The sequence below is a fragment of the Tunturibacter psychrotolerans genome (assembly GCF_040359615.1).
Classification (GTDB): domain Bacteria; phylum Acidobacteriota; class Terriglobia; order Terriglobales; family Acidobacteriaceae; genus Edaphobacter; species Edaphobacter psychrotolerans.
The window spans coordinates 4,846,614-4,858,951 of the sequence record NZ_CP132942.1 but is presented as its reverse complement, the minus strand read 5'-3'; the positions used below and the strand labels follow the sequence as shown (position 1 = coordinate 4,858,951).

12 protein-coding genes are annotated in these 12,338 nt (G+C 58.3%); 6 read left to right on the top strand and 6 right to left on the bottom strand.

What is annotated here, in order from left to right; genetic code table 11:
* The first annotated feature begins 1 nt into the window (after window position 1).
* Entirely contained in the window at window positions 2-727 is a 726-nt protein-coding gene (locus RBB77_RS20535) for a hypothetical protein (RefSeq protein WP_353063573.1), read from the top strand.
* Between the two features lie 55 nt (window positions 728-782).
* Here RBB77_RS20535 and RBB77_RS20530 read toward each other — a convergent pair whose 3' ends face one another.
* Together RBB77_RS20530 and RBB77_RS20525 are read right to left on the bottom strand one after the other, a co-directional pair.
* Window positions 783-1,262: a DUF1440 domain-containing protein gene (locus RBB77_RS20530; protein ID WP_353063572.1), complete on the bottom strand. Its 480-nt coding sequence runs from the start codon at window positions 1,260-1,262 to the stop codon at window positions 783-785.
* A 180-nt stretch (window positions 1,263-1,442) separates the two neighbouring features.
* A complete protein-coding gene (locus RBB77_RS20525; RefSeq protein ID WP_434557125.1) occupies window positions 1,443-2,432 on the bottom strand; it encodes a tagatose 1,6-diphosphate aldolase in 990 nt (329 codons plus the stop codon).
* A gap of 817 nt (window positions 2,433-3,249) precedes the next feature.
* Here RBB77_RS20525 and RBB77_RS20520 point away from each other — a divergent pair.
* The 3 genes from RBB77_RS20520 (at window position 3,250) to RBB77_RS20510 (ending at window position 5,498) form a co-directional block, all read left to right on the top strand.
* A complete protein-coding gene (locus tag RBB77_RS20520; protein ID WP_353063570.1) occupies window positions 3,250-3,786 on the top strand; it encodes a hypothetical protein in 537 nt (178 codons plus the stop codon).
* 93 nt (window positions 3,787-3,879) lie between these two features.
* Entirely contained in the window at window positions 3,880-4,938 is a 1,059-nt protein-coding gene (locus tag RBB77_RS20515; protein ID WP_353063569.1) for a catalase family peroxidase, read from the top strand.
* The gene (locus RBB77_RS20510; protein ID WP_353063568.1) at window positions 4,935-5,498 is read left to right on the top strand and encodes a cytochrome b; all 564 of its coding nucleotides are present in this window, start codon (window positions 4,935-4,937) and stop codon (window positions 5,496-5,498) included. Before RBB77_RS20515 ends, RBB77_RS20510 begins: the two co-directional genes overlap by 4 nt.
* 110 nt (window positions 5,499-5,608) lie before the next feature.
* Here the strand turns inward: RBB77_RS20510 and RBB77_RS20505 are convergent, their stop codons facing one another.
* From RBB77_RS20505 to rph, 4 genes are all read right to left on the bottom strand, one after another.
* Entirely contained in the window at window positions 5,609-5,992 is a 384-nt protein-coding gene (locus RBB77_RS20505; RefSeq protein WP_353063567.1) for a nuclear transport factor 2 family protein, read from the bottom strand.
* A 27-nt stretch (window positions 5,993-6,019) separates the two neighbouring features.
* Entirely contained in the window at window positions 6,020-6,964 is a 945-nt protein-coding gene (locus tag RBB77_RS20500) for an aldo/keto reductase (protein ID WP_353063566.1), read from the bottom strand.
* A gap of 155 nt (window positions 6,965-7,119) precedes the next feature.
* Window positions 7,120-8,457 carry a sugar MFS transporter gene (locus RBB77_RS20495; RefSeq protein WP_353063565.1) on the bottom strand — a complete coding sequence of 446 codons (1,338 nt, stop codon included), beginning with the start codon at window positions 8,455-8,457 and terminating at the stop codon, window positions 7,120-7,122.
* A 160-nt stretch (window positions 8,458-8,617) separates the two neighbouring features.
* Window positions 8,618-9,376, bottom strand: a complete 759-nt coding sequence (gene rph, locus RBB77_RS20490; protein ID WP_353063564.1) for a ribonuclease PH — start codon at window positions 9,374-9,376, stop codon at window positions 8,618-8,620.
* Window positions 9,377-9,697: 321 nt separating this feature from the next.
* On the opposite strand from rph, the gene RBB77_RS20485 reads away from it, so the two are divergent.
* Window positions 9,698-10,651, top strand: a complete 954-nt coding sequence (locus RBB77_RS20485; RefSeq protein WP_353063563.1) for a HAMP domain-containing sensor histidine kinase — start codon at window positions 9,698-9,700, stop codon at window positions 10,649-10,651.
* Window positions 10,645-12,258, top strand: a complete 1,614-nt coding sequence (locus RBB77_RS20480) for a sigma-54-dependent transcriptional regulator (RefSeq protein ID WP_353067680.1) — start codon at window positions 10,645-10,647, stop codon at window positions 12,256-12,258. Before RBB77_RS20485 ends, RBB77_RS20480 begins: the two co-directional genes overlap by 7 nt.
* Window positions 12,259-12,338 lie beyond the last annotated feature (80 nt).

The following is a 12,338-nucleotide window of genomic DNA, read 5'->3' as shown; positions in this document are numbered from 1 at the left end:
GATGATTCATTGGCTTACCTCACGCCACACGGTTACGTTGCTCAACGTGTTTACTCGCAGCCGCTATGCTCCTTACTCCGATGCTGGGTTCGTTCACGAAAACGACGAACTCTCTTACGTCTCGGCGATGCGCCTTCGCGAAGACGAACTCTTTCTTCGCCGCATCAAGGAGTCCCTTCCAAAGGGGCTGAAGAACAACCTGAACATGCATGATCTGAACCTCAAAGATGCGCCCATCCGACTGAGAGTGCCGATTGATCAGGTTTGTAATACTCCGGTCAACTCAGCAGACACTTCATTGGAAAAGATCCGCAAAGCTCTCACGCGCCAATCCGAATTGGGAACGATGGAGGCCATTGTCCTTCCTGCCGGCCTGGGCAAAGATGTTGACCATCTCACCGTCCGCGAAGCTGCTATGCCCTTCACTGCATCGCTTCCGGCTGCCTTTTACGAAGATCTTCCTTTTATGGCTACCCACCCTTCCGCCAGAGCTGACCTAGAGACTCTGACTTCGGCTGCTACCGGACGGAATGATCCCCTTACTGAGATCATTTGCCATACCGGCGATTCCGCAGCCGAGGCCATTGTTCGCAAGCGAAAGCTGGTTCTCAACTATGCATCGCAGATTGACGATGAAGCTGGTGTGGTCATCAGCAACTTTGCTACTCACTACGGCGGCGGAGAACGCCTATGGGTCAATAAACTGTGGCACTCGTCCTTCGCCTAGTCATTGAACGGCGAGGAAGGAGTGCCACGGTTCTGACATTCCCTGCGTTGAAGCTCTACCCCAACATCTTTCTTGCTTTCCGACGAACTGTCTCGGTCACGACTCCGTACACAACGTGGGTGGCCATCTCGCTGGTGCGTTCGCGGGTTGTTTGCTCGTGCGAATCGTCTGGAAGACCCAGTGCAGGTAGCCCGGTTCCATGAGTCAGAGAAGTCAGCGCCATTCCAAAGGCGGCACCGTCCTTCGCTGTAGCTTGCGGGTAGTATTCCGCCAGCGCTCCGTATGCGGCACCGGTTAGTGCTCCGAATCCCCAGTGAAGCGTCTCCACCGCAGCGGTCTTCTGCGAGCCCACAAGTTCGTGCCCGACTAGCTTCTCTGCCAGTATTGCGAGTGGGTCTGGCTCTCCATGAGTTCGCCGTCGGTAGATTTTCTCCGTAAGCGTTTTCGCTGCCGTCGCAACTAATCCACCGATCAAGCCTGCCAACATCCCCTTCGCCAACGACCTCGTAACCGTCTTCTCTTTCAACTTCTTCATCGCTCGACCTCAAATCAGTTCATCTAGCCTACGATGCGTCGCAGGCTCCTTTAGGTGTGTCGCATGAAACATCGTTTTTTCTCGATCTCTTGTCAGGTGGTACTGAGGGGGAGAACGGCGTCTCGTCACACTACAAAAGGCGCTGCAGGAATGCAGCGCCTCTGTATTGATGCGTGACGATTACTTGGATTCGACCTTGCTGTGCCAGGAGTGGGCTGATTTTAGAGCGTTGTTGACGTTGGTGATGTTTTCCACGCCGGTGGTGTTGAGCCAATCTTCAAAGGCCTTGGCGCCCTGCTTGGCGTAGATGGCGATGCCGTCTTTCCATGTGGCGCGGCCGCAGAGGACGCCGTTGAATGTGGTTCCGGACTCGACGGCCAGTTCGAGGGTCTCGATGAAGACTGGGTTGGAGACGCCTGCGGAGAGATAGATGAAGGGCTTGTGCGTCATCGTGGCGGCGTCGCGGAAGTGCTGGAGAGCTTCCTTACGGGTGTAGGCTTTCTCGCCCTTGAAGGACTTGGTGCCTTCGACAAAGGCCATCTCGACGGGAACTTCGACCTTGAGGACATCGACGTTGTAGTGTGCTTTGCCGAACTCCGCCATGGAGCCTGAGACGATCTCGGGCTTCTTCTTGGCGTAGGCGACTGACTTCTCATCGCCGCCGTCGGCGTCGTAGCCTACGAATTCGAGGAAGAAGGGGATGTCGTGGGCGACGCACTCGGCGCCGATGCGCTCGATCCAGGCCTGCTTGAGGTCGTTGACCGAGGTCTTCTCGTAAGGGGTGTAGTAGAGGAGAATTTTGATGCAGTCTGCGCCAGCTTCCTTCAGCCGGCGGACGCTCCAGACGTCGAGGAGGTCGGGCAGGCGGCCGGGGGTGGTGGCGTCGTAGCCGGTCTTTTCGTAGGCGAGCAGGAGGCCCTTGCCGTTGCGGTGCTTGGAGGCTGGGAGGCCGAACTCGGGGTCGAGGAGGATGGCGGAGGCGTGCTTGGTGAGGACGGAGGTGACCAGGGTCTTGAACTCCTCGAGGTCGTGGGCATCGGCGGCTGCTCCGCGCTCCTTGGCGAGGGACTTCTGGAGGGATCCGCGCTGGTCCATGGCGGCGGCGGCGATCACGCCACGATGGTCGGAGACGGCCTTAAGGCCGGCTAGCTTTCCTGGTGTCAACTTGATCATGGGGTGCATGTCTCCTGAGACGGTTCGAGTGATGGTAGGACTACGCAGGGTAATTCTACACAGCGGAGGGTATGTTCTGCGTGAAGCGCAAAGCCATCTTGCGAGGTTGCGGATGGTCTACGATTTCGATCTGCGACGGTGCAATTTGTTACAGATGAGATGCTGCGTGGGTTCATCCGGCGTTACCGTGGGTTGCGGCGGTCGGGTGGCAAACATGGCATGGCGTTTTGGGCAGGCCCTACCCATTCGCTTCCTCGTGGACGCGGGCGGACTGTGTGTCAGCCGTTGAACTCACTCCCCTGGGGGGTGCCCCCCGGGGGGTACCCTAGTGTAAGTCTAATGAATACAGTGAGATAGTAAAACGATGGCTGCTAAATTCTTGCAGGTAAAGGGGTTACGGGCAAATTCGTCTCCGGAAAGGACTTAAGGTGTTTCGTGGCTGAACGAGTGTGTCTGCGGCAGTCTTTTCGTCTCCCTTCGATCCACTTCCTTCTAGTTTACGGGATTGAGTGTAACTAATGCGCCACGCGTAAGTGATTGTGGGGAAGGGGGTTAGCATCTTTTGGATCTTGACAGGTTTTCGGGTTGCGGGATTTCCTGAGGATCGTGAAAATCCGGGAAACACCACTTCCGCTGTAACGAATGCTTTCGGTTTGTCCTTTACAGGACAATCTCCACGCGTGCCGTTTGCGCAAACAAAGTTCACATCCGTTTCGTCCCATGGTGAATCTGAGGAGAAAGACCAACGAAGACGTCTGCATAAGCACGGAAGAACGAGCGGCGGGACAGCTGAAATTCTTTCAGGAGAAGCAACATGAGCACTTTGACTGTAGACCGAACCCTATCGCTCTCTACCGTGACCGCCATCATCAACGCGCCGATCGAGAAGGTGGATATTGCAGACTGGCTTCTGCATCTGCCGGATGCGGAATATCAGCGCTGTTCGCACGCACACATTGCGGCGGGGAACACGACCACCGATGATGGTCGTCCGATGTCGATCAATGTCGAGACTATTGGCGATGCGCTGATGGTTCAGCACTACATTGCAGAGGTGCACGAGCCGCATATATGCAAGATGGTTTCGATCTCGGATTCAATTACGGCGAATGGCCGCACTAAGGTGAATGTGGAGTGGACGTTGAGCGTGAAGAAGATTGACGACAAGACCTGCGAGCACAGCAATCACATTCACGGAAGTGCGATCGATGAGTCGATGGCTTTCTTTGAGAAACAGGGGATCTCGCTTGGGAAGGCACGGGAGGCGCGACAGATTGCGTCGGATACGCACAATAAAGAAGAGACGCCTAACTTTGCGAAGAGTCTGGAGCGAAAGGTGTTGGCGAAGTAGCAGAGAAACTCCGGTGCGCTCTCTCGGATCTTCTTGATAAAACAGAGTGATGGTATCGGTTTGACCCCATAGACTGGAAGAAACGAGGTTCGAATGGTTCAGTCTCCTGCATCATCGAAGGATTTTCGGCTTTGGCCGTTCGTAGTTATTGCTGCGGTGATTGGCATCGCCGCGATCGGTTTCGCCTATACGGCTGGATGGCTGTCTCCAAACAGGCTGACGCCCAAAAAGCTGGTAGCTGGTTTGGCGCCTCCGGGCGGACCGGCATTGGGGCATCGGCGCAACCACGCCAAGGGCATCTGCTTTACCGGAACGTTTGAGGCAAACGGCGAAGGTTCGGCACTCTCCAAGGCGCCGGTTTTCGTTCGGGGCCAGTATCCGATTGTGGGACGGTTCAACCTTGGCACTCCGAATCCGAATGCTGAGGACGCAATGGTGCGTACGCGCGGCCTCGGCATCAGCATCACCACGCCGGACGGGCAGGTGTGGCGCAGTTCCATGATCAATGCGCCGATCTTTCCCGTTTCGACTCCGCAGGCCTTCTACGACCTCTTGACTGCCTCCGGGAGTAAGGACCGCGATGCGATGAAGAACTTCATTGCCGCAAATCCGGAGTTCCTTACGTTTCTCCCCTGGGCTAAGAGTGACCAATGGACCGAGAGCTATGCGGAGGAGCCTTACAACAGTCTCAACTCGTTTCTGTTTGTCGATGAGTCGGGCGCGAAGCATGCGATCCGTTGGTCGTTGATCCCGGCGGCACAACCTGTTTCTATTTCGCCAGGGGAACTGGCCAAGCGCGGTCCCGATTATCTTGAGCAGGAGATCACGCAGCGTGTGGCGGCGGGCCCTCAGCACTGGAACTTGATCGTCACCGTTGCCAACCCCGGCGACCCGACTGCAGATCCCAACAAGGCGTGGCCTGTGGATCGTCGCACGGTCAACGTTGGAACAATGACGGTACAGCAGATCGAGCCGGAGCCCGACGGCCCTTGCCGCGACATCAACTACGACCCGACCGTCCTCCCGGCCGGAATCACTACGTCGGATGATCCATTCCCGGCTGCACGCTCGGCAGCGTATTCCCGGTCGTACAACAGCCGCACAGCCGAAGAGGCAGACTATCCGCGTACCGCGACAGGAGCCAAGCAATGATAATAACCCGCACACGCTTTGCCGCGCCGCAGCGATTGCTTCACTGGCTCATGGCAGTCTGCATTCTGTCCATGTTGTTTATCGGTGTAGGTATGGTGTCGACCATCACCACCAAATACCTGACATTGGTCCAGATTCACAAGCCACTTGGTATAGCCATCCTAGTGCTGGCACTTATTCGTCTGGCGTTCCGGCTCTATTACGGCGCGCCTGCGCTGCCGGCCGATTTGCCAGAGCCGATAAAGCTGGCCGCGAACCTGTCGCAGTACATCTTTTACGCGCTGATGATCAGCATGCCGCTGATCGGTTGGGGTATGTTGTCCGCAGCGGAGTATCCAGTGGTGCTTTTCGGCGGTGTGCATCTACCATCGATCCTGCCTGTAAGTCCCAGCCTGCATACGCTGCTGTGGAACGCACATCACTACCTGGCATTTGCCTTTTTCGGAGTCATCCTGATGCACATCGCCGCAATCCTCTTTCATAAGCTGGTCAGAAATGATGGCGTGTTTGAAGCAATGGCTCCAGGGTCCTCACACAATCAGCCAGAGAGACGGGATTGACCGGAATAGTCGGTGGGCGAGCACATCACGGAGCATTCCTGCTCTCCTTGTCCAAACCCATCCTTCGATGTTCTCGAAGAGGCTGACATCAATTTCTTCTTAGTGCGGTGTCACCCGATCTGCTGAACCCACTGGCTCCGCCAAGGCGGCGCCTCGAAGGGGTCCGAGAAATACTGTGTCTCGTGCGCGACCTTACCGTCGCGGAATTCCATGATGCTCACTGTGTATGCTGGACGTCCCTGGTAGACGATGGTGTATTCAGTGATCCAGACGTCACCTTTTCCGAGAATGCGCTTGACACTGAAGCCCGACGGCTTTCCGGGATGATGACTCCGCAAGGCCTGCAAGTTGTATCGGCCGAAGATTCGCTCGCCTGACTGCGGATAATCGCAGATGGCGTCATCGTGGTAAATATCGTGTTCGGCGTTTGCATCGCCAGCTGCCGACGCATTCCAATGTGCGTTCAGGGCTTCACGTATCTGTTCCTCTTGCATGGCCGCTCCAGGTGTTGCTTGGCTTTTTTATGTTGATGAAACGCGTGGAATGAAGCCCGGGCTGCCGGTATTCACGACATCATTGAGTCTCTGCCTTGTCTGAATGCGATTGATTTCGTCAAACTCGTCTTCCGGCAGGGGGGATATGTCGAAATTCTCTTTCGCGCGACCCGGACTTTTTGGGGTGGTGAGCAAAGCCGTGCCGCGCTGCACCGCCCATGCCAGCAGCACCTGCCCCGGCGTCTTTCCAACTCGTGCGGCGATTGATGAAATGACCGGATCGTGGAGTAGCCCCGGCTTCATTCCGTGACCCAAGGGCGCGAAGGCCAGAAGCACAATGTCCTTCTCCTTACAGAACTCCAGAAGCTCCGTTTCCGGCAGATAGGGGTGTGATTCGACCTGGACCACCGATGGTTTGATTCGCGCCGATTCGTAGATGGGCAACAGTTTTTTCAGGCTGATGTCAGACAGTCCGATGGCGCGGCATTTGCCGTGGTCCACAAGACTCTCCAGCGCCCCCCAGGTGTCGAGCAGAGTCACGCCGTCGTCGTAAATTACGTTGCCGCTTTGATCGCGAGGATCCTGGTTGTCTCCGGGTTGAAATGCGAATGGAGTGTGGATGAGATAGAGATCCACATAGTCGAGCTTGAGTCTTTTCAGACTCCCCTCAAAAGCTGGCTCGACGCGCTCGGGTCGATGATTGGTGTTCCACAACTTTGTGGTAACAAAGATGTCTTCGCGCGCAATCCCACCCGCGGCGGATCCCGCCTGCAACGCCTCGCCGACCTGAGGCTCGTTCAGGTATCGTTCTGCACAATCGAAGTGCCGAAATCCGGCTTCGAGCGCCTCTTTGGTAGCACTCAGCGTCACGGCTGGGTCGGGAATCAAGGTGCCAAACCCGAGTGCCGGTATACGGCCCCCTCCGTGGTTGAGTGGGATTCTCGTAAACCGAAAATCAGAAGGCTCGATCATAGTGTGGCCTCCGCACAAACTTGGATTCAGGTTTGTTGCCTCGAGAGGCAATTCTTTTCTCAACAGACGGGTCGGCGCGCGATTACATATTACGATTCATGGCTACTTGTCCGGATAATCGGCTACCGGACACTTAGACCTACGGGAAACTTGCTCTAGTGGCCGGCGGCTGCGTGGGATGCTTGTCTGGGGTCCTGTTCGATGTCTTTGCGACGAGAGGCGAGGAAGCCGAAGAGCGCGATATAGACGTAACAGATCGTCGGGATGACGAAGGCGTGCTGGACTCCGACGCGGTCGGCGAGGTGGCCTTCGGCGAGCGGGAGGATGGCGCCGCCGACGATGGCCTGGACCATGAGGCTCGAGCCTTTGCTGGTGAGCTCCCCCAGGCCGGCGAGGCCGAGGCTGAAGATGCTGGGGAACATGATGGAGTTGAAGAAGCCGATGGAGATGACGCTGATCATCGCGACGTGGCCGGTGGTGAGCATAGTGGTGACCACGAGACAGAAGGCGATGAAGGCAGCCGCAGCGAGTGCCTTCCCGGCGCTGATGTAGCGAAGGACGTAGGAGCCGATGAAGCGGCCGATCATGGCTCCGCCCCAATAGAGCGAGACATAGTGGGCGGCAGTCCGTTCGGGAAAGCTCATGATCTGAGGTAGGCCGAGGTAGTTGATGAGGAAGCTGCCAATGGAAACCTCGGCACCGACGTAGACGAAGATTCCGAGGGTGGCCATGAGGAGATAAGGCTGTTTCCAGATGCTGCCGGCAGGGCGGCTGGCGAGTTCTCCGGGTCGGAAGTCGCGAGTGAAGTCGGTGGTAGGGAGTTTGATGAGGCCGATGGCGACGGCGAGGACCAGGAGGGTGAGAGCGATGGCGAGATAGGGCAGGCGGACCGAGGAAGCCTGCTGCTCGCGGTAGGTTTGTAGAGCTGCAGTAGAGAAGGATTTGAGCGTCTCGGGAGAGGCCTGGATGGCGCCGAGGATGAGTGCTCCGCCGAAGAAGGGAGCGATGGTGGTTCCGAAGGAGTTGAAAGCCTGGGCAAGGTTGAGGCGGCTGGCGGCGGTGGCCTGCGGGCCGAGGTTAGTGACGTAGGGGTTGGCCGAGACCTGGAGGCAGGTGATGCCGGCGGCGAGAATGACGAGTGCGGAGAGGAAGAGCGGAAAGGATGCAGTGCTGGCGGCGGGCAGAAAGAGCAGCGCTCCGGCAGCCATGACGATGAGGCCGATGACCATGGACTGTTTGTAGCCGCGCCAGTCGACGAGTTTTCCGGAGGGCAGCGCAAAGATGAAGTAGGACGAGAAGAAGGCGAACTGGACGAGCAGGGCCTGACCGTAGTTAAGGCTGAAGATGCCCTTGAGGTGGGGAATGAGAATGTCGTTGAGACAGGTAAGGAAGCCCCACATGAAGAAGAGCACCGTGGCGATGCTCATGGCTCGAACGTCGGTGGCCTCGGGGTCGCGGGTGTAGGTGGTCTGCTGGGTAGTAGCTATATTCAAGGTTTTTCCCTGCCTCTTCGGTCTAGTTATGTTGGCGTGAAAGATTCTACAGCGTTAGAGCGGGATTATCAGCATTCGGACGCAAGGGAGTACCTGGCGATTTGCAAGCCCTTGAAAGGCGACGCCATCGCAGGCTCGAGAGACTGCTTGAATGCTGTGGTTAGATTGCGTCCTTGAGGGTGGCGAGCTGGGCGGCGAGGAGTTCGTGGATGCCTTTTTCGGCGAAGTCGAGCATCTGGCCAAGCTGGGCGCGAGTGTACGAGTCGTGCTCGGCGGTGGCCTGGGTCTCGACGAGGCCACCGTTGGCGAGCATGACGACGTTCATGTCGACGGCGGCGCGGGAGTCTTCTTCGTAGGCGAGGTCGAGCAGGACGTTGCCGTCGACTATGCCGACGGATGTGGCGGCGACCATTTGCTTGAGTGGGGATGTTTTGAGGGTGCCGGCTTTTACCAGCTTGCCGAGAGCGAGGGCCAGGGCTACGCAGGCTCCGGTGATGGCAGCGGTCCGAGTGCCGCCGTCGGCCTGGAGGACGTCGCAGTCGAGGATGATGGTGCGCTCGCCGAGGGCCTTCATGTCGACAACGCTGCGGAGGCTGCGGCCAATGAGTCGCTGGATCTCGTGGGTGCGGCCGCCGACTTTGCCGCGTTCGCTCTCGCGGGCGGTGCGGGTGAGGGTGGCACGGGGGAGCATGCCGTATTCGGCGGTGACCCAACCGCGGCCGGAGTTGCGGAGCCAGCCGGGGACGCCCTGCTCGATGGTGGCGTTGCAGAGGACACGGGTGTTGCCGGACTCCATGAGGACGGATCCTTCGGCCATGGCGACGTAGTGCGGGGTGATGCGGATGGGGCGGAGTGCGTCGGCGGGGCGGTGGTCGGGGCGGAAGAGCTGGGGGGAGGGTGTAGCGGTGGTTACAGACATGAGGGAATTATAGTTGGGGTGGTTCTTTGTGCGATGGGAAGGGTTCGGGCGTGAGCCCTTTGTGGGAGTGTTCCGAAATGGGATTGGTTCCATAATGGGAGGACTTGGTTGGATTGGAGTTTTGTTGGGGATTTTGCGCGGCGACGTTGTTTGTGGTTCCGATTTGGGAAGTGGCCGCCGTGAGCGAGGGAGGTGGACAGGAGGCGTTTTCGGTTGATGTGTAATCACTTAGGAAAGGAGTTCCAGTTTGGCACTTGAAGTGATTACAGAAGTGTATCCGCGGTAACCAATATCGAAGCGGAGGAATGGTGGATTTACGGAATGCAGGCAACGCAGAGCAGTACTGCCTTGGGGCCAGAGTTTTGTTCGGGGAAGTTTGCGGCGCTTCGCCATGTGACACGCCAGATGAACCTTAATGGTTCGGCGATGCCGACGGCACGGAAGACGCCGGATGCGCCAGCGGCAGAGGTGGCTGCAATCGCAGGCGTGGCTGAGGGCGCGGGATTGGCGCATGACGCGGGAAATCTGTTGGGGGCACTAAGTCTTTACTCTGACTTGCTGGCTCTGCCTGGCGTGCTGCATGAAGAGCACAAGGAATATGCCAATGAGTTGAGGATGTTGAGCGATCGCAGCTGGGCAATGATTGACCGGCTGGTAAACCATGCGCGTGCAGGTCGCCCCGTGAAGGTGCAGGGGGAGTTTTCGGTGTTGCCGGATGTGGTGGACCGGTTGCGTGGGCTGCTGAGCCGGGTGGCTGGCCGTACGGTGGAGATCTCGTTTGGTGTGGGGGCGTTTCAACCGGTGAAGCTACCGGTGGAGTCGGTGGAGAGAATTTTGACGAACCTGGTGAAGAATGCCGCGGAGGCAACTCCGTGGGTCGGGGCGATCTCGATTCATGTGGAGGGCGTGCGGAGACAGGCGGAGCACGAAGGGGAGGAGCCGCTGCGCCAGGTCGTGATGACGGTGACAGATCGTGGCTGCGGGATGGATCAGGCGGCAGTGCGGCGGTTGATGCAGACTGGCGGTATCTCTTCGGCGAATGGGCGTGGGCTTGGTTTTCGAGTGGTGCGGGAGTTGGTAGCCATCTCGGGTGGGGCTCTCACGATTGAGAGCCAGCCGGAGGTGGGAACAAGCATCTCTGTGGAGTGGAGTGCGATGAAGCAGGTCGAGGCAGTGGCACAACAGCGGAAGGATTTGGAGAGGGAGGCAATCAGGATGAATGACTCTGGAGTGAAGACGGTTGTACGGGGAGAGGCTGGGTGGATCGCATGCTAAGGACGACGGGTTTTGTAACGGCAGGAGCGCAAACCAATGGCACGGGGAATGTGTCGGTGTTGAGCGAGAGGACCAATGAGGAGCAGATGAGAGAGGATGTGGGCACGAATTCGCCGTCGGGTGTGCTGGTAGGAGTTTCGCCGGTTGCGGCGCCGGATGCGCGAGCGCACGCGGTGAGCCCTGCGGAGCACCTGGGGCTGCTGCATGTGCTTGTGGTCGACGATGACGAGGCGGTGCGGAAGGCCTGCTGCCAGATTGCAGCGGGAATGGGGTTTGAAGTGGTGGGCGCTGAGAGTGCAACGGCGGCACGGGAGATCCTCAAGCAGCGGCGGATCGATCTGCTGCTGCTGGATCTGAAGCTGCCGGGCGGAGGTGGGTTGCCGCTGCTGGAGCAGGTGAAGGCGCTGCATCCGGATACGGCGGTAATTGTGATGACGGCGTTTGCGACGGTGTCGTCTGCGGTGGAAGCGATGCGGATCGGTGCTGGCGATTATCTGACCAAGCCGTTTGCGCTGGAGGAGTTGACGGCGGTGCTCGAGCGGACGGGGCAGCAATTGCACATGGATGTGCAGAGCCGGCAACTGCGCGAGAGACTGAGAACGCAACAGGGAATGGGCGGGCTGGTTGGCCGCTCTCCGGAGATGGAGAAACTTTATAGGATCTTGTCGAAGGTGGCTTATTCGACGCATCCGGTTTTGATCCTCGGCGAGAGTGGAACGGGCAAGGAGCTGGTGGCACGATCGATTCACTTCAACGGGCCGAACGCGGCGAAGCCTTTTGTGCCGGTGGACTGCGGGTCGCTTGTTCCGACGCTGATTGAGAGCGAGTTGTTTGGGCATGTGAAGGGAGCCTTTACCGGGGCGGATCGCGCGAAGGAGGGGCTGCTGGCCTCGGCTGACGGCGGAACGGTGTTTTTGGATGAGATTGGAGAGCTGCCGCTCGATCTGCAGGCGAAGCTGCTGCGTGCGCTTCAGGAGAAGGAGGTGCGGCCGGTGGGAGCGACGCAGGCGAGGCCTATCTCGGCGCGCGTGCTGGCGGCGACCAATCGTGATCTTGCGACGATGGTGGAGCAGGGGCGATTTCGCAAGGATCTCTACTTTCGTTTGAACGTGGTGAATCTGCGCATTCCTCCGCTGCGAGATCGGCGAGAGGATATTGCGGTGTTGGCGACGCACTTTTTGAAGCGGATGGAGAAGGAGACGGGAGTGGAGCGGAGTTTCTCGGACTCGATGCTGCGGACGATGGCGGAGTATGACTGGCCGGGCAATGTTCGGGAGCTGGAGAATGCGGTCGAGCGGGCGTGTGCGCTTTCGTCGGGGCCGGTGCTTCACCTTGGCGATCTGCCGACGCAGTTGCAGAACTTCCGTATGCTGCAGGGGGCTGCGATTCACGCGATGGATGAGGACGGGCTGGAGCAGAGTGGCTCGATGGGGGTTCCGGAGGGCGGGATTGTGTCGATCGCCGAGATGGAGAAACAAGCCATTCTTGGGACGATCCGGCAGCTAAACGGCGATAAATTGATGGCGGCGAAGTTGCTGGGGATCGGTAAGACGACGCTTTACCGAAAGCTGAAGGAGTATGGGATTACCGAGGGCTTGAGTGATTGATGGGGAGTCACTGAGCGACTTCATCGCCTGCGCAAGCTTGGTCGATGTGTGATTGAGAATTAGTGGGAAATAAAGAAGTG

Excerpts from the sequence above, each read along its gene's own strand:
- RBB77_RS20480 (WP_353067680.1), top strand. The coding sequence starts at position 10,645 with ATGCTAAGGACGACGGGTTTTGTAACGGCAGGAGCGCAAACCAATGGC.
- RBB77_RS20500 (WP_353063566.1), bottom strand. The coding sequence starts at position 6,964 with ATGATCGAGCCTTCTGATTTTCGGTTTACGAGAATCCCACTCAACCAC.
- RBB77_RS20515 (WP_353063569.1), top strand. The coding sequence starts at position 3,880 with ATGGTTCAGTCTCCTGCATCATCGAAGGATTTTCGGCTTTGGCCGTTC.
- rph (WP_353063564.1), bottom strand. The coding sequence starts at position 9,376 with ATGTCTGTAACCACCGCTACACCCTCCCCCCAGCTCTTCCGCCCCGAC.
- RBB77_RS20505 (WP_353063567.1), bottom strand. The coding sequence starts at position 5,992 with ATGCAAGAGGAACAGATACGTGAAGCCCTGAACGCACATTGGAATGCG.
- RBB77_RS20510 (WP_353063568.1), top strand. The coding sequence starts at position 4,935 with ATGATAATAACCCGCACACGCTTTGCCGCGCCGCAGCGATTGCTTCAC.
- RBB77_RS20485 (WP_353063563.1), top strand. The coding sequence starts at position 9,698 with ATGCAGGCAACGCAGAGCAGTACTGCCTTGGGGCCAGAGTTTTGTTCG.
- RBB77_RS20535 (WP_353063573.1), top strand. The coding sequence starts at position 2 with ATGATTCATTGGCTTACCTCACGCCACACGGTTACGTTGCTCAACGTG.
- RBB77_RS20520 (WP_353063570.1), top strand. The coding sequence starts at position 3,250 with ATGAGCACTTTGACTGTAGACCGAACCCTATCGCTCTCTACCGTGACC.
- RBB77_RS20530 (WP_353063572.1), bottom strand. The coding sequence starts at position 1,262 with ATGAAGAAGTTGAAAGAGAAGACGGTTACGAGGTCGTTGGCGAAGGGG.